The following is a 21,105-nucleotide window of genomic DNA, read 5'->3' on the forward strand; positions in this document are numbered from 1 at the left end:
AAGTAAAGAGGACAGCGCTCATGCAGCGGCTGTCCTCTTTTTGATTCATAATCTTTGCTTCACTTTCAATCCGTTCAGGGGCTTTCTGTAACGCCTTCCATCTTCGGCTCTACATGCACATGAACATGCATTATATTGTGTGACCGTTTCAACCGTTCTTCCACCTGGTCACAGATCTGATGACCCTCAATCAGGCTTAAGCCTCCGTCCACTTCAATAACAACATCTACAAGAACATGACTGCCATGTACACGCGCTTTTACATCCTTGATCATTTCCACTCCAGGCACCCGAGCCACAGATGATCTGAGGTCTGTAAGTTCCTTCTGATCAAATCCGTCCGTCAGACGATGCGTTGAATCGCGGAAAATCTCCCAGGCTGTTTTACAGATCAACAGACCTACAGCAATTGCAGCTACTTTGTCCAACCAGGGTAGTCCGAATTGTGCACCTATGATTCCGATCGCCGCCCCTATGCTGACCCAGGCATCCGAACGATTATCCTTGGCCGCAGCCATCAGGGCCTGACTGTTGATTTGTTTGGCGAGACGGTGGTTGTAACGGTACACGCCCAGCATGACTACCGCGCAGACAACCGCAACCGCTGCTGACCACAGATTGGGTGCTACGAAGCTCCCTTCATACCATGAACGAACAGCTTCAACCATCACTTGCAGCCCAACCATAGCCATAATAAACGAGGCAATCAATGCAGCAACCGTTTCAGCTCTAAAGTGACCATAGGCATGATCGGAATCGGGCGGTTTCTGGGATATTCGAAGTCCAATCAGTACAGCAACCGAGGCAACAATATCCGTGACGTTATTAAAACCGTCTGCCAGCAAAGCGCTGGAAGCGAATAAATATCCACAGATTAATTTAAAGGCAGACAGGATAAGATAGGCCGTGATGCTGACCCATGCCCCTCGTTCCCCTTTGCGTATTTCTTCATATGCGTTCAAACCGGGCGACACTCCTTTTACGTTTCGTATTACGGTTTTTCCATGGTACCAAATGCGTACCGTGTGGGTCTACAGAAACAGTGTTGCCAGGCTGCATTGCTGTAGGGAGGCCGAAACAAAGTTGCCAGACCGCAGGGCTGTAGGTGAAGTGAAAGAATGTTGGCCCAGTCAAAAAAGTGAAAGATTCCAGCATTTTATCAGGTTGCCCTTGTGGCGCTTTTGTAAAACGTATAAAATGAGTACATCCCGTCCAATCTGGACGGCTTACTGTACGACCGGGAGGGAAACAACGATGAGCGATAATACTGAACCGAAAAAGATCAGTTTGCAGGATGCCATACGTCAGAAACTGGCGCAGAAGAAAGAACAGGCAAACACGGGTAATCAATCCAGTGCCTATTTTGAAGGCGGACCCAAAGCGATGAAAAGCCAAAACAACAAGAAGCCTAACAATCAGCGCCGCCGTACTGGCGGGTCCTAGATCGAAAGAACCTCTTGAAGAAGAGGTTTCTACACGTGAAGGATCACCTTGTATGATCAAAAAAGAACCGCAAGGCTCGTATGGAGAGCTTGCGGTTCTTTTTTGATCTTTAAGAAAAACGTATAGTTAACCAGGTTAACTATACACAATGTAAACAGATTAGCTTATCTTAAGCTTCTACCGGGTACATTTTGTTACGCAATTCTTTAATTTCGTCACTTTCCAGATACTCATCATAGCTCATTTGGCGGTCAATAATGCCATTTGGCGTGATTTCAATAATCCGGTTCGCGATGGTTTGAATGAACTGATGGTCATGGGATGTAAACAGCATGGTACCGTCAAAATCAATCATACCGTTGTTCAGTGCGGTAATGGACTCCAGATCCAAGTGGTTCGTTGGCTCATCCAGGATGAGGGCGTTGGCGCCAGTTTGCATCATTTTCGCCAGCATACAGCGAACTTTCTCGCCCCCGGAGAGTACACTTGCTTTCTTCAGGGATTCCTCACCTGAGAACAGCATACGGCCCAAGAATCCACGCAGGTACGTTTCATCCTGATCTTTGGAATATTGACGAAGCCAATCTACGAGACTCATATCTACCCCGTCAAAATATTTGGAGTTGTCTTTCGGGAAATAAGCCTGGGTTGTGGTAATGCCCCAAGTGTATTCGCCGCTATCCGCTTCTGTTTCGCCCATAAGGATATCAAACAATAACGATTTGGCATTGCCATTCGGGCCTACAAAAGCAATTTTATCCCCTTTGTTGACCACAAAGCTAATATCATTCAGCATGTTCACACCATCAATCGCCTTGCTGATCCGATCTACAGTCAACAATTGCTTACCCGCTTCGCGTTCAGGTTTGAAGTTGATGAACGGATATTTACGGTTCGATGGACGAAGATCATCCAGCGTGATTTTGTCGAGCTGTTTTTTCCGGGAAGTCGCTTGCTTCGATTTGGAAGCATTCGCCGAGAAACGTTGAATAAAGGCTTGCAGCTCTTTAATCTTCTCTTCTTTTTTCTTGTTGGCATCACGCTGCAAAGCAAGTGCCAGTTGGCTGGACTCGTACCAGAAGTCATAGTTACCTACGTAGAGCTGGATTTTACCGAAGTCGATATCCGCAATGTGTGTACACACTTTGTTCAGGAAGTGACGGTCATGGGATACCACAATAACGGTACCTTCATAGTCCATGAGGAAGTTCTCCAGCCATTGAATGGATTCGAGATCCAAGTGGTTGGTAGGCTCATCGAGCAGCAGGTTGTTTGGACGTCCAAACAAGGCTTGTGCCAGCAGGACACGAACTTTTTCGTTACCGCTCAGATCCACCATCTTCTTCTCGTGCATATCACGATCAATACCGAGACCAATCAGGAGTGCCGCTGCATCCGGCTCTGCATCCCAGCCATTCAATTCAGCAAACTCACCTTCCAGTTCACCTGCGCGCAAACCATCATCTTCCGTAAAGTCCGCTTTGGCATACAGCGCGTCCTTTTCCTTCATGATGGAATAGAGGCGGCTATGGCCCATAATTACGGTTTCGAGAACCGGAAACTCATCATATTCAAAGTGGTTTTGCTTCAAAACGGCCATGCGTTCGCCCGGGGTGATGTGCACCTCTCCCGAGTTTGCTTCAATTTCACCGGACAAAATTTTCAAGAATGTTGATTTGCCGGCTCCGTTGGCGCCGATCAGACCGTAACAGTTGCCTGGCGTGAATTTGATATTCACATCTTCAAAAAGTGCACGTTTTCCGTAGCGGAGCGTGATGCCGCTTGTACTAATCATTAAGCATACCATCCTTTATTAAATATTCTGCATACTGCATGAATAGCAACTAATTCAATCATGGATTCAATATCCCGAAGCCTATTCTGGCACCATATTATAACACAAAAAAGCGGCAAATTCGAAAATTGGCCGCTTTTTAATCGTTAAAGATTTGGTAAATGTACCGTTCATGCGGGTATACCCTTACATTAGCATATCTGGCTCACTTTTGTTAGTCTTGTTTACTTTCTTCGTGACGAATGCGGAGCGTCTCGCCATGTCCCAGTACCCGAATGCGTTCTGCGTTGATTCCCAATCGTTCTCGTTCCACTTCCATTCGATCGAGTGCTTCCTTCGGTGTGTCATCCGCCAGCTTGAACGTTCCATAATGCATGGGGACCATAAGCTGGGAACCCGTTTCTACAAAGCCTTGCAATGCTTCTTCCGGGGTCACATGTTGGGAGGTCATAAACCATTCCGGCTCGTACGCGCCAATCGGCATCAAAGTAACACCGATGTCGAACCGTTCACCAATCGTTTTGAATCCCTGAAAGTATCCTGTATCCCCTACAAAATAAATCACTGGCGGACCGCCAGGAGGACGAACATCCGACGAATCTAATGAATCATCCGTCCTTGCTACGGGGTGATTCTGTTCCAACACATAACCGCCCCAATGGGACGTGTTGGTGTCAAATAAGGTTCGGCGCGTCCAGTGCTGCGCAGGTACGAAGGTTATTTTGACCCCGCCAAGCGTAGTATGTTCCCACCATTTCATCTCATGACACCGATGGAATCCTTTGCGCATCATTTTGCGCTTCAGCCCATCGGGAACGATAATCAGCGTCTTGGCCGTTACCAATTTTCGCAGCGATGCGAGATGCAAATGATCATAATGGGAGTGTGAGATCAGAATGATATCCAAAGGTGGAATATCCTGAATCGGAATGCCAGGGGCACCGAGTCTGCGTTGAAATCCCATTTTTTCGGCCCAGACCGGGTCTGTCACGATATTTAATCCATGATATTGTATAAAAAACGTGGAATGCCCAATCCAGGTAATCGTGGTTTCCGCCCGGTTGGCGTGCAGATAATCCAGTTCAGGTGGGTGCTTGGGCACGGAGTAGGAATAATCCTTAACCTTACTGCGCCGCTGCTCCCTCCATTGCTTGAATTCCTTCAGCGTTTTGTCCGTACTTACATTATCAATATTGTTATAACGGATTTTCGGCATGAAAGGGCCCTCCTCCCCTCCTTGTATCTTAACAAAAGATTACCCCGAATTGGAAAGTGCGTACCAACGAATCAGTCCTTTGGATTTTTGCACTTTGCCAAATAAATGAACAAAAACGCAATTGCAGCCACAATGATCAGTGGTGGGGCATACATAATGGTAAAGGTCTCAAAAAAACTCAACCCTGTTATACCGGGGATACCTGTCACTCCTGCAGGCGAAATAAAAAACAAACACGAAAAGATATTAAAAAGCATGTTGGGAAGCATGAACGGTCTCATCCTTTCTTTTTGCCAGCATTACCCCGTACATAATTGGCATCAAACAGAAACAGCTTCATAATGAGCACGAGTGAAGGAATGAGCACCAGCAGTCCCAGGCTGAACGCCGTAATGAGCGCAATACCCATCGTCTTGTTGGTGAAGCTGTCGTAAACATTAATGTAGGGATACAGAATGTATGGAAGATGCGAGCGCCCATAACCGTACCAGGCAAAGGCGAACTGCAGCATGACGGCGATAAAGCACCAGCCCATATATTTACGTTTCCATACCAGCGAGACGGCGATCACAAAACAAACAAACGATGCGATGAACATCCATGAGATATTCAACATCTGCTCAAAGTGTGCGGGATTCTGTTTGTTGATTTGCAAAAACGCCAGAAAGCTGGCAAAGATGGTAGGCAGACTCCATAGAAGCGCATACTCCCGCAGGACTTCAAATGCTGTCTCATCCTCTGCCCGCATGGCATAGTAGGAAAGAAACATCGCTGAAATATATAGCACGCTTACCAAAGCAAGCAATACAACAGACCAGGTGTACGGATTTGTCAGAAACTCACGCCAGCGAAAAAATACCTGATCGCCCACCTGCTCAATAATTCCACCTTCGGATATTGCCAAAATAGTGGAAAACACCGCTGGGATCAACAATCCGGTCGCCCCGTATAGTGCCATATAGATCCGGCTGTTCTGCCCATGGTTTCCATAGGTATTATAGGCGTAATACACGCCCCGAATGGCAAGCAGTACAATCGCCAATGATCCTGGAACAAGCAATGCTGTCCCATAATAAAAAGCGCTATCCGGATAAAATCCGACCAGCCCGACAACAAAAAAGATCAGAAACACATTCGTCACTTCCCATACAGGTGAAAGATAGCGCTGAATAATGTTATGAATTTTGTTCTCGTGTCCGGTTAATATGCTGTAGAAGCTGAAAAATCCAGCGCCAAAATCAATCGAAGCCACGATCAGGTATCCAAACAGAAACGTCCATAAAATCGCAATGCCTGCAATTTCAAAGCTCAATGGAGGATCCCTCCTTCCAGGCCAAGAGACTCCAGTTCCTTCTCTGCTTCCTTGTTACGGAACAGCTTGCTAAGCACCCGAATCGCCGAAAAGCAAAGGATCAGGTACAGCAGGATAAACAGAACCAGCATCCAGCCTACGGACGTAGACGTTGTCGCCGCTTCCGACACTTTCATGTAACCGCGCAGTATCCATGGCTGTCTGCCAACTTCGGCGAACATCCATCCCAGCTCAATCGCAATCATCGCGAGCGGCCCCAGAAACACAATCCCGAGCAGCAGCCATTTGGGATAAGGCTTGCGCCCTGGCAGCCAGCGGCGGAATACATAGAGCACCGGGATCAGCAGTATGATCACGCCGGTCGTTACTTTCAGGTCAAACATATAGTGAATGGACAACGGCGGCCTCAGATCAGCCGGAAATTCTTCAAGCCCTTTCACTTCCGTGTCTGGTCTATTCCCGGCCAGTATGCTCAGTGCATAGGGAATCTCAATGGCGTATTTGACTTCATTGTTCTCGTCAAGAATCCCCCCATAAACCAGCGGCGCCTTCGTCATCGTTTTAAAGTGCCACTCTGCCGCTGCAAGCTTCTCCGGCTGATACTTCGCCAGAAATTTACCGGAAGAATCTCCGATCATAACGGTGCTGACCGCAAATACGAGCGCACATACCGTTGTGAGTTTCAGTGCTTTTTTGTAATAGACATGATCCCGACCCCGAAGCAAACTGAACGCGGCGATGCCCGCCAAAATACCTGCGCTTAATGTATACGACGAGGCGAGCACATGAGATACCTTGGTTGGCGTAGCCGGATTCAACATAGCAGCAATCGGATGGATGTCCTTCATGATGCCATTAATCAGGGTAAACCCTTGAGGCTGGTTCATGAAAGAATTCACCGTTGTAATGAATATCGCAGAAGCGGAGGATCCCAGAGCCACCGGAATCAGCAGCAGCATATGCGTATATTTCTTTTTGAAACGGTCCCATGTGTAAAGGTAGATCCCAAGAAAGATGGCCTCCACAAAAAAGGCGAACGTCTCCATGAACAGTGGCAAGGCAATCGCCTGCCCCGCTACTCGCATAAACATGGGCCACAGCAGGCTGAGCTGCAAACCAATCGAGGTGCCTGTAACGACACCAACGGCAACGGTGATGACAAAACCACGCGCCCATCTGCGCGCCAGCAAGGTGTAATGAATATCATTGGTGCGCAGTCCGCGCCATTCAGCCAAAGCGATCATGAGTGGAACACCTACGCCGATAGAGGCAAAAATGATGTGCACAAACAGGGTAAGACCGGTCAGTATCCGGCTGAGCAGAACAGGGTCCAGGGATGACATGGGTTACACTCCTCTTTCACATAATCGTTATGTACGACTTCAATCGCCTGTGTGATGATATGCCTCAATAACTCATGATCCGAATAATACTTTTGACAACGGCATACAGCACGATTACGGCTGCGACCAGGCAGACGATAATAAGGGTTTTCTCTTGTTTACGGAACATAGACCTGCCGTCCTCCTTTTGCATGTAATGCAAATTATGGCTCTATAGACAGTTTGCAAAAGAACCTGTTTTTTTATCCGGGAAATTCTGAAAAAACAAAAAAAGGCCTCTATCTTTTAAGATGCAAGCATCCTATCCAATAAAGACCTTTCTTGCCTTATACCAATTCATCCAGCTTGGGCAGTCGAACCTTAAAGGTACTTCCTTTATCTGGCGCAGATATAAAAGTGAGGGTACCGTGATGATCCTCTACAATGTTGCGAGAAATGTAAAGCCCTAGACCGGTTCCACCAATCTGACGATGACCCGAATTGTCCACACGATAAAACTTCTTGAACAGCATGTCCTGTGCGTTCTCGGGAATACCTATTCCATAATCACGCACGTCGATGCATAACCATTCCTGTTCTTCCCATAGTGTAATGTCAATTCTCTCCGCTCCAGGTGAATACTTGACAGCATTGCCGATCAGGTTATGTAACACCTGAATCATCCGATTCCGGTCGGCATAAGCAAAAAAGTCCCCATTAAACGCATGCACATGGATGCGCTGAATGGATGTCATGTTCCATTGCTCAGCCACCCCCTCAACCAGTTCAAGCAATGGCACATATGTCATGTGGTAGGTCATGCTTTCGTTATCCAGACGCTGGATATCCAGCACATCATCCAGCAGGCTGCTCAGTCGTGCTCCTTCCGAAGAAATGGTATCCATGAATTCCTGACGTTGCGAGTCCGGGAGATCATACATCATCATTAACTCCACATAACCCATAATGGTCGCTACAGGCGTACGAAGTTCATGCGACACCACACTGATCAGTTCGTTTTTCATACGATTCAGACGTTCTTCCTCTGTACGATCACGGAACACCAGGAGAAATCCATGGTTCTTACCCGGGACGTCCATTTGTTTCATATACAAGGAAAATACGCTTTTCCCGGCGTCATTAAAGATAAACTCAGTCTCAACAAAGGCCCTTTCTCCGTTCAGAAATGCGCGAGTCTGTTCTGCCAAATTAAAATCAGCAGTTAATACTCTGGTATCAATAACTTGAGCCAAGTCTTCAATCGATCTGCCCGAAAAATTCCCAAGGCCAAACATCTCTTCAACTCTTCTGTTGACGATTGTGATTGTACCTGAACGATCTGACATGACCAAGCCTTCTCGAACAGATTCAATGAATTGCTCGCTAATATCTCGCTGTTCCTGAATAGCTACTTTTTCATTAAGCAGCTCTGCATTCAGTTTTTCCAAAGCAAGGGCATGACGGACACGGTCTTCCTCGGCCCTTGTACGCTCGGTAATGTCCTTAATAAACAAGTTATAAAGCGTTTCGTTGTTGCCTAACTGAATTTCCACAATTTTGTATTCTATTGGAAATACGGAGCCGTCCCGGCGAATACCTGAAATCTCCTCGACAATAACATGCCTTTTGCCACGAATATACTCGAATTGATTCAGCATTCCCTTGATTTCGACGCAACTCGCTCCCTGAAAAAGGGATGGGGCTTCCTTCTCGAATACAACCTCTTCCCTTTTCAGTCCAAACATTCTTTCGGCTTCGGGATTAAACTCTATAATCAACCCGTTTAAATCCACAGCAATAATGGCATCAATCGATGAATCAATAATGGCACGTTTAATTTCCTCACTATTCTTCAACTCTTTGGTCCGTTCTCTGACCCGGTCCTCCAGCGTGAGCTTGTCCTGACGTATCTGCTCGAATTGTCCAAGGAGCACATCGGCCATTTTACGCAAATTGCCTATCAGAATCTGCACTTCGGTTACGTGGCTGGTCGGCCAATCCATCTTGCCATTCCGAAATAGCAGCCGAGGAAGAGAACCCGTCATCCGGGTAAGCCGTTTCAAAGGACTTACGACTTTTTTGCTGAGCGGAGCAGCCACGATCATGGAGGCCACAAAGATAACAAACAGAGATTGAAGCGTAGTCAGATAAATCGACTCAATCCGCGTGTAATAATTGGCTGAGTTGGTCTCAACCAACACCCGATATGGGGTACTTGTTGTCCTATCTGCTTCATACATAAACGAAGCCTGCCTCCAATGCGTTAGGACATCGCTATAATAAACATCCCCGGAACGAAATAGGATGGTGCTTTCTCCCGGCTTCAGTATATGGTATCTGTTCATATCCAGATGCTCCCCGACTTGAAGAGTATCCAGTCCTGAAATAATTACGTTATCATATTGATCGAGAATAATGACGTTTACATCGAGCAGATAACGATAGCGTTTCATACTTTGATGCATGTTTTCATTGGTTAGATATTGTTCATTCAAGTCCTGGATAACCGCATTCGCGGCATGCTTCAGATTGAATAGTATCGTATCGTTCATTTGACTTAGTTGTCTGCGGCTATCCGCCGATAACAGGGCAAGGGAAACAACGACTACAAAGGCAACCACATATTTGAAAGCAATCCTTTTGAGCGGGATGGTTCCAGTCCGCTTCGACTTTTGCTCCCCGTTTGTGATCCAGAAATCCACTACAATGCCTGCAATCAGCGCGTTGACCATGCTGATCACAGCGATATGCATATAAGCATACTTTATTTCTTCGAGCTGCATGCCCATCATGAAATACCCATAACAGGTTACAGGCAGTAACATTACAACCCAGAACGATGTATTGGCTTTCATGATACTCCCGTTTTTCCAGCGCAGCTGCCATCCCAGCATCCAAATCAATTCAATGAAGTGAGCACCTAGGATAAACAAGCTGTTCGGGAGCAGACCCGTGCATAATATATTCAATGAAGCAATCGCTGCCATGGCGATGAATCCGTATACACCTCCATGTAAACGCAAAGCAATCAGTGCGGCTGCACTGCCAAACATCAGTTGGACTCCGTAAAATAGAGTCAGCGGATAAATACTTCCCATAGTCCCAAGAACAATAAGTATCGCAGTAGAGAACCAGGGTATCCGAAGTTTGAAGACCATCCACTCCAACACCTTTTTTGCCTTTATATGGAGCATAAGCAGTTGCCCTCGTGACTGGTTTCTAGATTAGCATTCAACAAAACGTTGGTTCCTCCTATGAATTAAAGCTCGTAAATCTACTTTTTTCCCCTTAAATCGTTCTGATACATTATACTGTAATTAACACCCCATGTAGCTTTGGGAAATTTTGAATGATCGGCAAATCAGCTACATTCATGGTAATATACTGAAGTTTGGCTCAACCATTATAGTTCAAACTACATAGCATCCTATATTTTGGAATACAAACATTAAAAAATTAAAAATTTGCAGTATTTCTAAACAAATTACGACATTTATATAAAAGTATCTTAATAAATTCTTTTCATCAGGAGTGTGACCCCAATGTCTATCAAAGTACTTCTTATAGAAGATGAGAAAAATCTGGCCGATATGATTGCTTTCTTTCTTGAGGAGGAAGGTTACATAACTGAACGGGTTCATCATGCAGGCGAAGCACTAGAGCTTTTCCCACGATTCCAGCCCGATATAGTGGTGACTGATCTAATGCTGCCTGAGACGGACGGCAATGATCTGGTTGAAGCGTTTCGTCAACACTCGACTGTACCCATACTGATGATATCGGCCAGCACCTTGTTGAATGATCGGCTGCGAGCATTACACAATGGTGCCGATGATTTTCTATGCAAACCTTTTAGTCTTAAAGAGCTTGATGCACGAATGAAAGCATTGCTGCGAAGATCAGCCATTTCCTACCCGGATCAACCTGCCAAAATGGATAAACCTGCTGAGGTCGCCGGGCATGTCAGTGTGAATGAGTACAGAAGAACCTTATTTGTCGATGGCATTGAAATCGAGGTCACTCATATTGAATTTGAAATTATGAAGGAATTGTACAGGAATCCAGGCAAAGTATTCACCCGTAACGAACTTATGGATCGAATCAAAGGCTCCGAGCGGGCGTATCTGGATCGTACAATCGATGTGCATATTTCCAGCCTGCGTAAAAAAATTGAATCCGACCCCAAAAACCCGAGATATATCAAGACGGTTTGGGGAACGGGATATAAATATGTCATTCAATAATTGAAGGGCCCTGTCCTCTCTGTCATTGTCGCATCGATAGGGTTGAGGATAGGGCTGTTTTTTGTTTCATATGCACAGGAATGCAGCCACCGCTGTATTTCCATGACCAGCTTTTGAGGCTCTTTTTCTTGCCATAGGACCATCTTCATTACACCTGTACCCGTAATACGCTGCAAATGACGCTTGCGAATCAGGGATTTAAAATCCGTAATCACCAGTAACGGAATATGGGGCATAAATGCCCGGATTGCATTTGCTGCCGAGACGGCTTGCCCGGCGTCCTGATAATCAATAATACAGTAACGGGATGCGCCCCACTCCGACCAGGCCATCTCCCTTGTGTTCTTTCTTATGTTGATTGCCGAATCGCCTTGCTTGTCTGACATGTATTCATAATACATTTGAATAATAGGGTCATAGGCAATACTACGGTTTCCATCCGAAAGTACTGTAATTGGTTCCATCGATTATAACCTCCAGTTATTTCTTTCTTTTTAATTATGTCAGCTTCCGTTTAAAAATGTTTGTGCGTGAACATGAAAGAAGTGTTAACTACCTACGTATTTCTTCACATAACGTGTAAATTTCGCCCAACTATTTCGTAGTTTCAACACAATCATGTAAAATAGATAAATACCCGTGCGATGACGGGAAGTTTATGGATGAATCCGGTACAGGAGGTTATGAACCGATGAATATTGTTTCCATTGAACCAACACCCAGTCCAAATACGATGATGCTGCATCTGGATGAGCGTCTGGAGGACGGGATCCGCAAAACATATACGCTGGATAATGAGCGATCTGCTCCAGCATTTATTCGGCAGATGCTTCATATCCCCGGTGTAAAGAGTGTATTTCATACCACCGACTTCGTAGCCCTGGACCGCAAGGGAAATGCGGACTGGTCCGTTATCCTTGGCGAAGTCCAGAGCCGTCTGGGTCAGCAAGGCATGGATCTGGACTGGATCGAATCGGAAGATGCCTCTGGTGAGCACTTCGGAGAAGCCCAGGTATTTGTTCAATTCTTCAGAGGTGTGCCTATGCAGATTCGGGTCAAAGCGGGCACAAAGGAAGAACGAATCTCGCTCTCGGATCGGTTCGTCAAGGCCGTGACCGAAGTTGCCAGCGCAACGCTGATCAAGGAACGGAAACTAAGTGATTACGGCGTTCGTTACGGAGAGTTGCCTGATATCGCAAGAGAAGTCGAACAGGAGTTAGAGGCAGCGTATCCACCGGAGCGACTGGAGCGAGTGATTCAACAAGCCATCGAGCATGGAACCAATACGGAAGAATTCGTGGAACGTCGCCGCCAGTTAGATGGCGCTGAGCTTGAAGTGGCCCTGCAAAGTGAAGACTGGAATGTTCGCTACGCAGCATTGGATGGCATGGAGCCTACAGCGGAAAGGCTGCCACTCGTTGCCCGTGCCCTGCATGACAGTAAAATGCAGATCCGCCGCCTTGCTGTCGTATATCTTGGTGATATTCGTACACCGGAAGCCATGGAGCTACTGTACGAAGCGCTGAAGGATAGTTCACCCGCTGTTCGTCGCACTGCCGGGGATACCCTCTCCGATATCGGTGACCCTAAGGCAACGGCAGCCATGACAGCCACGCTAACCGATAAAAGCAAGCTTGTACGCTGGCGTGCTGCCCGTTTCCTGTACGAAGTGGGAACGGAAGAAGCAGAGCAGGCATTGCGGAATGCAGCCGAAGACCCTGAGTTTGAAGTCAGCCTGCAAGCCAAGATGGCCCTGGAGCGGATTGAATCCGGGGAACAGGCCGCTGGAACCGTGTGGCAGCAAATGGCTGGACGTAACAAGAAGTCCGAATAGGCCTTTTGATTCACATCCAACAATTGTTATTGCACTGGAATACCATGAGCGTTATACTGATTGTCTGTTTACTATACAGAACATGGAGTGTTACGTTCTGTTATTTAATTTCATAGACAATAGATACACCTCATCCATTGATGGTGAGGTAGAGGTCGCGGGTGCGATCAGTACGCTGAAGGAGGCGCTAAGGAGCCGCTTATGAATTCAGCCGAAAGGTGCACCCGCCGAAGCCCGCAGGACGGTTCCTTACGTTGTCCAGCGCGGCTGGGGCTGTTGCCGAAAGGCGCAGAACTGTCACGGAAGAATAAGATGCCTTCTCCGGAGGGTATGAATTCTTCTGTGTTGAGCTATCTTAAACATTTGGGACAAGGTGCGGGCGATTGATATAGAGACCGCGGGCTTATGCCTGCGGTCTTTTGTGTTATATCGTTATATCGTCATAGATCTGATATTATCAGTACGCTGAATGAAGGAGTGTTTCCATGCAAGACCGCAACAACCAAACAACAAAAGGACCTTCCTTGAAAAAAGGGCTACGCGCACGTCATATGACCATGATTGCCCTGGGTGGCTCCATCGGTACAGGACTGTTCCTCGCCAGCGGCACCGCCATCTCCACGGCTGGACCCGGCGGTGCACTGATTGCATACGCGGCTGTCGGCATCATGGTCTATTTCTTAATGACCAGTCTCGGGGAACTGGCTACCTTCATGCCCGATTCCGGTTCATTCAATACGTACGCTGCCCGGTTTGTCGATCCAGCTCTTGGGTTCGCCATGGGTTGGAACTTCTGGTACAACTGGGCCGTTACCATTGCGGCTGAGCTTGCTGCCGCAACCGTGCTCATCAAATACTGGTTCCCTGACAGCTCATCGATGTTGTGGAGTCTGTTGTTTCTTGTTTTGATCTTTGCCTTGAATGTGCTGTCCGTTAAAGGATACGGCGAATCCGAATACTGGTTCGCTATTATCAAGGTCGCGACGGTCATCATCTTTCTGACTGTTGGCGTGCTCATGATCTTCGGTATTATGGGTGGAGAAGCAGTTGGGTTTAGCAACTTTACGATAGGAGATGCACCCTTCCATGGCGGATTCTTCGCGGTTCTTGGGGTATTTATGGCCGCCGGGTTCTCTTTCCAGGGAACAGAGCTCATTGGTGTTGCAGCCGGTGAAAGTGAAAACCCGCGTGAAAATGTTCCCCGTGCCATTCGGCAGGTGTTCTGGCGTATTCTGATTTTTTACATTCTGGCGATTACAGTCATCAGTCTGATCATTCCTTACACCCATCCGAATCTGCTCAAAGGGGACCTGAATAACATCGGGGTCAGTCCGTTTACTCTTGTCTTTGAAAAAGCAGGTTTGGCCATTGCTGCTTCGGTCATGAATGCTGTTATTCTGACTTCTGTGCTGTCTGCCGGGAATTCAGGCATGTACGCTTCCAGCCGGGTCCTGTACGCTCTTGCCCGTGACGGCAAGGCACCTCGCTTCCTGGCACGGCTGAACAAAAAGGGCATTCCAATGAACGCCCTGCTCTTGACTACAGCAGTGGGCATGCTGGCATTTCTGGCCTCCCTGTTCGGTGATGGTATTGTATACACATGGTTACTCAATGCATCCGGTATGTGTGGCTTTATCACCTGGCTTGGCATTGCCATCAGCCATTACCGCTTCCGCCGTGCCTATGTGGCTCAGGGACGTGATCTGAACGACCTGCCCTACCGTGCACGCTGGTTCCCGTTTGGTCCGATCTTTGCCTTTGTACTCTGTATCATCGTGATCATCGGGCAGAATTATCAGGCATTCACAGGCGATCAGATTGATTGGAGCGGAGCACTCGTTGCTTACTTGAGCGTACCCTTGTTCCTTGTGTTATGGCTGGGTTATAAATTTATTAAAAAAACCAAAGTCGTTCCGCTTCAGGAATGTGACTTTACACCGTCAGCGGAATGATGATCCACGGGCAGCATTCTTTCCAAAGGAGAGCATGTTGCCCGTTTGGTTTGCCCAGGCTCCATCTGCTCACCAAAAAGGACGCTCATCCTCTGAGCGCCCTTGTTCAACGTTATATACAATCATGACACAACCTGCTACTACATGGTCCAGGTAATCTTCACACGCAGATCGACGGTGCCCTCTATTTTGGACACGTAATACGATATCGATTTCATGCCAAGCTGATACAAATTCTGCAAGTCCTCCACCAGTCCCGTCTCGGTGCCTTTGTACCTGAACGTCAGTGAAGTTCCTCCATCCTTGAGCACACCCTGCACTTTGGTCTTGAGTGCGGAATGGCCACTGACAGCATCACTCTCGTCATAGAGCGAGTATTCCAGGGTATGATACAACTTCTGATACACAGCTGCTTTGCTTCCACTGGTCTTCACCAGATTTTGCAAAGCTTCCCGATAAGGATCAGGTGCAGCAGGATACCTGCTTTTGGCCGTCCAGACATGGTCTCGTGCCATCTCCTCATCACTGAGTAAATAGTAACTGTGACTTACCTTCCCTTTGCGGTCAGGAGTAGGATCATCCCACGTCGTGTCCATATGGTACCACTTACCATCCAGCTTCACGAGATTCCAGGCGTGCAGTTGCCCGCCAGCCGTTCCCTCCACGATCCGATTGTCTATACCCACCTGCTCCAGCATGCGATAAGCCAGCAATGAATATCCCTGACATACGGTGCTGCCAGTAACAAGCCCGTCATACGCAGTATATTTCTTCAAGGATGTATCGTAGGAAAGATGAAGCACAATCCAGTCATGAATGGCTTTGACCTTCTCATGATTGGTCATGCCAGGCACGATGATTTCTTTCAGCACATTGGTTACTTTACGGTTGACATAATCGGTCTGTTCCTTCGTTTCCCGATATGCCAGTTTCACATGTACCTCAGCGGATACGTTGGAGCCTTTATAGTTAAATGCATAGCTTTTAACGGTATATTGAATGTAGGGATCGCTGGTCATCGCTTCGTCAATGGAACTCTGCAACTGCTTCTTGAGGCCTTTCACATTGCCTTTGTATGTAAAAACAAGTTCCTCCGTTCGCTGTGACATCGCGGTAAGCAACGTCTCTCGAAGATCGGTATTCGTGGATATATCTGATGTTCCCGACGCCGCATATAGCTGATCCAGATCAATCGCATGCGGCAGCGCCACAGCAACCAGACAGCCAGCCAAAAGCAGGGTTATCACTCGTTTTCCATGCTTGCCCATGAAAGGATACCACCTCTCTTCGCAAAATTCTCATGCCTCATTGTATCACAAAACGGTATGACGGCAGGGTTCTAGTTTTGTCGAAAAGCATCAAAAGAGACCTTCCGCAGAAGGTCCCCCTTGTCTTCAGCAAAATAAACTGAATCTGCCCGTTATTCTCATCTTATGATCGTTCCGGGCAAATATGCTGCTCGCTTCGATTCACTCAATACAGGCGATTTCCGTTCATAAAGGTATCCGTCTTGCCTTGAAGCTTGGCAAGTCGTTCCAATACCTGTGCCGCTTCGGCAACTGTCACTTTACGCGCAGGCATAAAGCGGCCATCGATCGAAGGCAACAATCCCAGCTTGATACTGAGGGAGACAGCTCCCTTATTGTTGACCGCGCTGGCATCTGCCAGGTTCGGAAGATCTGAAGGCAACGTGTAGAATCCGGCTAATTTCTCATAGCGCAATATGCGCACGAGCAATACTGCCAACTCTTCACGAGTCATCTCCTCTTCTGGATTCAACTTCGACTTGGGATCGGCACCCGCTAACCAGCGCTGATCGATCAATGTACGAACAGCTTGGTAATATGGGCTTTCCGGGGTGATGTCAGCATACAGATTGCCTTCCCCGTCTCCGCTGTAATACACATCCAAATTTGGATTAACTGCTCTTGCCAGATAGGTGAACCAGTCTCCCTTGGTAATGACTCGGTCCGGGAAAACACGTCCCTGTTCATCTGCAATAAGTACACCATGCTGTATCATATTCTGAAGATCAGATTCGGCGGCATGCCCCTTAATATCGCTGATTGTAACCTGGACTGTCCCACTTGTGCTGCCGTACATCGGTTTCCATTCTCCTGTGTTGGCATCAAGCACTTCATACGTGATGCCAGTCAACGGACTGTCGGTACGAGTAGGCATGTAAGCAAGCTTCACACCCACAGGAACGGCTTCACCATTGCCCATGCCGAACCCTCCATAACGTGAGTAGGCCAGTACCAATTTGAATTCTTCAAGGTAGGTCGCCCTGGCCTTCTCATAGCTGATGGCCGGTTTGACATCCGTCGGCAGTTGCTCTGGCGCTGCAGCAACCATCGAATAATATTCAGTGATCGTTCCATCATTGGAAACTTGTACCTGAACCGTATCATCCTTAACCACAATTCCGTTTAGGTACCGCTGGAATATAAACGTGCGTGCATCGTCCAATTCAAGCACCGTTGAAAGTCGGAATTGCTTGCTTGCATCCGGCACAAGGGAGATGACTGTATTGACAGCCAATTTCTCCGCCTGAGATTTGGTCACGGTCTTGCCCTTCACTTCCGTATCGGACTTCTCCTGCTCCATGCCGGGCATTATACGCTGATAAATATTCACACTGTAGATCTGTCCGGTTGCCGCATCCACTTGTGCTGATATGTCTCTCATGAACATATAAGACGCACTTGCATTGCGATTGCTCCAGCTTAGGCTCCAGACCTGATGGTTAGGGCTTGCAAAACTCCCTTTGGTTAACTGGCTATACTCTAATTTATAACTTTCCGGAATATTAAAACTCTTTTTGACCAGCTTCTCTGCCTGCTGAGCATTCAGTTTCGATCCCGTATTCGGAGTAAAAGCAGCTACACTGCCTTTCAGAGGTTTGTCCTCCTGGGAAACGTCCTGGACAATGGCGTCACCTGTCATACTGTTGATCCGATCCAGTGTATTCGCATCAAGTGCATTAACAGTTGAGTTCTTCGGCGTGTATCCCAAGTAATACTTCTGGCCGTTGCGAGAAGAAAAACGCTCTTCGCTAATATAGGCCAATTGAATATCGAACTCTTCCTCGAACTTCTGCTGAGCCTGATCCGCTGGAATTACCGCCTTTGATGAAGGATATTCAGCTCCAATGGTAGTTCGTGAATAGCCCGTCACCAATCCGCTCTGATCTACACTTATGTAGGCTGTTTCAGCCTCGGATACCAAGCCTTCATGCTTCAACTGATAGCTGTAGGTATACTCTGTTCGGCCAAACAGGGATTGCTGCACACTGTTCGCATACGGCTCAGCAACGGCAACAAAACTATCTTCCTTCAGATTCGGGATAGCCTTGTACAGAAACTCATCTGCCTGCTTTTTCGCTTCGGTCTTTGTCAATTTCTTCTCTGAATCGGAAAACTGTTTTTCCAACAACTCCGAAGGCAAATGTACACTCAGCACTTCCCCTGTGACTGCATGTACTGTTGCGCTGAATCCGGTGGAACGGTTTCCTTCACGCAGTTCAAATCCAATATCCCATGCCTTATAATCCGGTGGCGGAAAAGAATTGGGTGAATCAAATCGTGCGGATGAGATCGTCGCCTTTTCTAGCAACGGAAATAATTTCAGTATATTCTCGCTCGCTTGCTTGGAGGAGATGTTGGCTCCTTCAGGCACCTCGTTGTCTAATAGTCCAAGTTGTTTTTCATTTTCCCCCGCTGCGGCTTCTGTCACCTGTTCCGCTGTCGCTGCCGACACACTGCCTGAAAACCCTGGTGTCTGTGATGCCAGGAGCAATGTGGCCATGGCTGCTGTAGCCGCTTTGGCTGTAAACATTTTGAATCGCACATTAAAATTCCAATCAAAGCTCAAATCTGGACCTCTCCCTTCAATTTCATACAAGGATGCATGAAAATAACCTCGCATGAATATTGCCAGTCTATTCTATGATACCATAAGCTTCCTTTTTAATCGTCGTTTTCCCAACAATTTTACAAATGAGAATTTTTGCAAATCGTCCTGAACAGCAAAAAAACGCCAACCGGGTTGGCGTTTCAACAATCAGCCTGAGCATCAAGTGGGCTGGATTTTCTCTATATTGACGTTCGGTATAACCAATTCATTTGACTGAGACTGCACCTGAACATATTTTTTCAAAAATGGAATGACTGCTTCCCAGAATGCAGGATCTTCTTCAGAACAGCTATGTCCTCCACTATTGACCCACAAATGTTCCACAGGCGGATCGGCCTTGGACATAAAATATTCAAGTTCGCTCGGGGGAATAAAATTGTCTCCTTTGGAATGAACCATAAGCATCGGCAGCTGCACTCCCTTACGCCGCTCATTCAGCATCATCACCGGATCGCGCTGGCGATACGTTTTCAGAGATTCACCAAGCCGCCAGAACCAGATTCGCGGAATCAACTGGGCCAGCGGAAACAGAGGCAGGCGCCGCCGTCTCAGCTCCGAACTGACGATAACCTCGAATTGGGATGGCATCGAGTCTGTAATCACCGCTGATACAGGAATACCCTCGGTCACCGCGAGAATGGTGCCCAGCCCGCCCAGAGAATGCCCCAGCACACCGATTGCCGCAGGGTCAATCTCCGGACGAGACGTCGTATACTGTAAAGCGGATAACAGATCGTCACGAAACAGGTAGGCTGAGGCTGCTTTGACTGGATCACTGGCTCCATGGCTGCGAACATCATACATAAACAGGGCATACCCTGCTTCCCAGATGGGACGTGCATAACGAAGGACTCGGGAGCGATTGGAGCCCCAGCCGTGGGCAATAATGACCAGCGGCCATGGTTTCGGGACACTAGCCTCAGCAGGAATAAACCAGCCGTGTACCCGACCACCACCACTGTCAAAGGTTACGTCTTCAAAAGGCATGGGTGGTGTGAGCGTAATCGGAATCTTTTTCGGTGTCTGACTCTTTACGGCCGCCTTCCATAAACCACCCGCCGTAACTGCTGCAACAGCAATCATGCCGCCAATCATTGTTTTAGCTTTCACTGGGTTTCACTCCTCTCCGGTGTATGGCATAACTCCATCATACGACAGCATGATCAACAGAACGTTAATCCACATCACTTCTTATATAATGTATGGATTCAGGAGCATCTCATATATACCCTTATACCCTGATATATATGGTTGGTTAAGTCCAATTCCGTTAATTCCCTTCCTCACCCTTCGATTTGAGCTATTTCAACAAATGCACGTGTACAAGCGGCAATCTGCTCTTTATTGCCTGCTGCAAGTGCTTCTCGTGGCAAAAGTGCACTTCCAAGGCCCACTGCTGCGGCACCCGCGGTATAATAATCTGCAATGTTATCCAGAGTGGCTCCTCCTGTTGCAAGCAGCGGGATATGATTCAGTGGAGCCTTGATTTCACGTAAATACGGAATACCCAGACTTGCCATGGGGAACAACTTCACCACTTGTGCCCCTGCTTCATATGCAGCCACAATCTCCGTTGGCGTCATCGCCCCGGGCCAGATCTCCACGCCATGTTCTACAGCATATTCAATAACGGACAGATCGACATTTGGAGACACCAAAAATTGAGCCCCTGCTGCGACCGCTTCTTTGGCCATCTGCACGTTCAGTACCGTACCTGCTCCGACATAAGCCTTACCCTCATGCCGTGAACGCCAGTCTGCAATAATATCATGTGCTCCAGGTGTGTTAAGGGTCACTTCCATCAGACGGATTCCTCCATCTGTCATCCCCTGCCCTGCTGCCAGAGCAGATTCCCGGCTAATACCACGAACGATAGCCACCAGTCTCGATTGTAATAATACTTCCGTCAGATTCATGCCAACTTCCCCTTGTTTCATAGATTCGGCAGCCGAAGACAAGTACTTGTTATCACCGCTTTTCCGTTAGTTACTATTGTAAAGCATATCGTCCCCGGGATGAAATCATTTGATCCAATTTTCTATGAGGATAAGTGGTGATCGATATCGGGTATC

16 protein-coding genes and 1 riboswitch are annotated in these 21,105 nt (G+C 47.4%); of the genes, 4 read left to right on the forward strand and 12 right to left on the reverse strand.

Annotation, left to right across the window (positions count from 1 at the left end):
* Positions 1-74: 74 nt before the first annotated feature.
* Positions 75-962, reverse strand: a complete 888-nt coding sequence (locus JNUCC31_RS09790; protein WP_062325852.1) for a cation diffusion facilitator family transporter — start codon at positions 960-962, stop codon at positions 75-77.
* Positions 963-1,254: 292 nt separating this feature from the next.
* Between JNUCC31_RS09790 and JNUCC31_RS09795 the strand changes: the two genes are divergently transcribed.
* Entirely contained in the window at positions 1,255-1,443 is a 189-nt protein-coding gene (locus JNUCC31_RS09795) for a hypothetical protein (protein ID WP_062325854.1), read from the forward strand.
* A 169-nt stretch (positions 1,444-1,612) separates the two neighbouring features.
* Here JNUCC31_RS09795 and JNUCC31_RS09800 read toward each other — a convergent pair whose 3' ends face one another.
* The 6 genes from JNUCC31_RS09800 to JNUCC31_RS09820 form a co-directional block, all read right to left on the reverse strand.
* On the reverse strand, positions 1,613-3,238 hold the full coding sequence (locus JNUCC31_RS09800) for an ABC-F family ATP-binding cassette domain-containing protein (protein WP_192270797.1): 1,626 nt from the start codon (positions 3,236-3,238) through the stop codon (positions 1,613-1,615).
* Between the two features lie 214 nt (positions 3,239-3,452).
* Complete coding sequence (locus JNUCC31_RS09805; protein WP_192270799.1) at positions 3,453-4,454, reverse strand: MBL fold metallo-hydrolase; 1,002 nt, start codon at positions 4,452-4,454, stop codon at positions 3,453-3,455.
* A 71-nt stretch (positions 4,455-4,525) separates the two neighbouring features.
* Positions 4,526-4,735 (reverse strand): cytochrome bd oxidase small subunit CydS family protein, encoded by a 210-nt coding sequence (gene cydS / locus JNUCC31_RS34070; RefSeq protein ID WP_379385812.1) that lies wholly within the window; start codon positions 4,733-4,735, stop codon positions 4,526-4,528.
* Complete coding sequence (locus JNUCC31_RS09810; protein WP_192270801.1) at positions 4,732-5,766, reverse strand: cytochrome d ubiquinol oxidase subunit II; 1,035 nt, start codon at positions 5,764-5,766, stop codon at positions 4,732-4,734. The genes cydS and JNUCC31_RS09810 overlap by 4 nt, the downstream gene beginning before the upstream one ends.
* Positions 5,763-7,109: a cytochrome ubiquinol oxidase subunit I gene (locus tag JNUCC31_RS09815; RefSeq protein ID WP_192270803.1), complete on the reverse strand. Its 1,347-nt coding sequence runs from the start codon at positions 7,107-7,109 to the stop codon at positions 5,763-5,765. Before JNUCC31_RS09815 ends, JNUCC31_RS09810 begins: the two co-directional genes overlap by 4 nt.
* Positions 7,110-7,435: 326 nt before the next feature.
* Positions 7,436-10,246, reverse strand: a complete 2,811-nt coding sequence (locus JNUCC31_RS09820; protein WP_192270805.1) for an ATP-binding protein — start codon at positions 10,244-10,246, stop codon at positions 7,436-7,438.
* A gap of 384 nt (positions 10,247-10,630) precedes the next feature.
* Here JNUCC31_RS09820 and JNUCC31_RS09825 point away from each other — a divergent pair, with 384 nt between their 5' ends.
* Positions 10,631-11,332: a response regulator transcription factor gene (locus tag JNUCC31_RS09825; RefSeq protein WP_192270807.1), complete on the forward strand. Its 702-nt coding sequence runs from the start codon at positions 10,631-10,633 to the stop codon at positions 11,330-11,332.
* Here the strand turns inward: JNUCC31_RS09825 and JNUCC31_RS09830 are convergent.
* Positions 11,326-11,796 carry a hypothetical protein gene (locus tag JNUCC31_RS09830; RefSeq protein ID WP_192270809.1) on the reverse strand — a complete coding sequence of 157 codons (471 nt, stop codon included), beginning with the start codon at positions 11,794-11,796 and terminating at the stop codon, positions 11,326-11,328. The two genes, JNUCC31_RS09825 and JNUCC31_RS09830, sit on opposite strands and share 7 nt — an antisense overlap.
* A gap of 227 nt (positions 11,797-12,023) precedes the next feature.
* Between JNUCC31_RS09830 and JNUCC31_RS09835 the strand changes: the two genes are divergently transcribed.
* Together JNUCC31_RS09835 and JNUCC31_RS09840 are read left to right on the forward strand one after the other, a co-directional pair.
* The gene (locus JNUCC31_RS09835; protein WP_192270811.1) at positions 12,024-13,166 is read left to right on the forward strand and encodes a virulence factor; all 1,143 of its coding nucleotides are present in this window, start codon (positions 12,024-12,026) and stop codon (positions 13,164-13,166) included.
* A 141-nt stretch (positions 13,167-13,307) separates the two neighbouring features.
* A riboswitch (Lysine riboswitch) is annotated at positions 13,308-13,527 on the forward strand.
* Between the two features lie 124 nt (positions 13,528-13,651).
* Positions 13,652-15,118, forward strand: coding sequence for an amino acid permease (locus tag JNUCC31_RS09840; RefSeq protein ID WP_192270812.1), 1,467 nt, complete (start codon positions 13,652-13,654; stop codon positions 15,116-15,118).
* 140 nt (positions 15,119-15,258) lie between these two features.
* On the opposite strand, the gene JNUCC31_RS09845 is transcribed toward JNUCC31_RS09840, so the two are convergent.
* The 4 genes from JNUCC31_RS09845 to JNUCC31_RS09860 all read right to left on the reverse strand — a co-directional run bounded on the left by JNUCC31_RS09845 (position 15,259) and on the right by JNUCC31_RS09860 (position 20,949).
* On the reverse strand, positions 15,259-16,386 hold the full coding sequence (locus JNUCC31_RS09845) for a transglutaminase domain-containing protein (protein WP_192270813.1): 1,128 nt from the start codon (positions 16,384-16,386) through the stop codon (positions 15,259-15,261).
* A 205-nt stretch (positions 16,387-16,591) separates the two neighbouring features.
* Positions 16,592-18,991, reverse strand: a complete 2,400-nt coding sequence (locus JNUCC31_RS09850) for a YcdB/YcdC domain-containing protein (RefSeq protein WP_192270814.1) — start codon at positions 18,989-18,991, stop codon at positions 16,592-16,594.
* 201 nt (positions 18,992-19,192) lie between these two features.
* A complete protein-coding gene (locus tag JNUCC31_RS09855) occupies positions 19,193-20,143 on the reverse strand; it encodes an alpha/beta hydrolase (protein ID WP_228469600.1) in 951 nt (316 codons plus the stop codon).
* A gap of 173 nt (positions 20,144-20,316) precedes the next feature.
* Positions 20,317-20,949 (reverse strand): bifunctional 4-hydroxy-2-oxoglutarate aldolase/2-dehydro-3-deoxy-phosphogluconate aldolase, encoded by a 633-nt coding sequence (locus tag JNUCC31_RS09860; RefSeq protein ID WP_192270815.1) that lies wholly within the window; start codon positions 20,947-20,949, stop codon positions 20,317-20,319.
* Positions 20,950-21,105: the final 156 nt, after the last annotated feature.

Origin of the sequence: Paenibacillus sp. JNUCC-31, from assembly GCF_014844075.1 — a bacterium.
In the GTDB taxonomy this organism is placed as follows: domain Bacteria; phylum Bacillota; class Bacilli; order Paenibacillales; family Paenibacillaceae; genus Paenibacillus.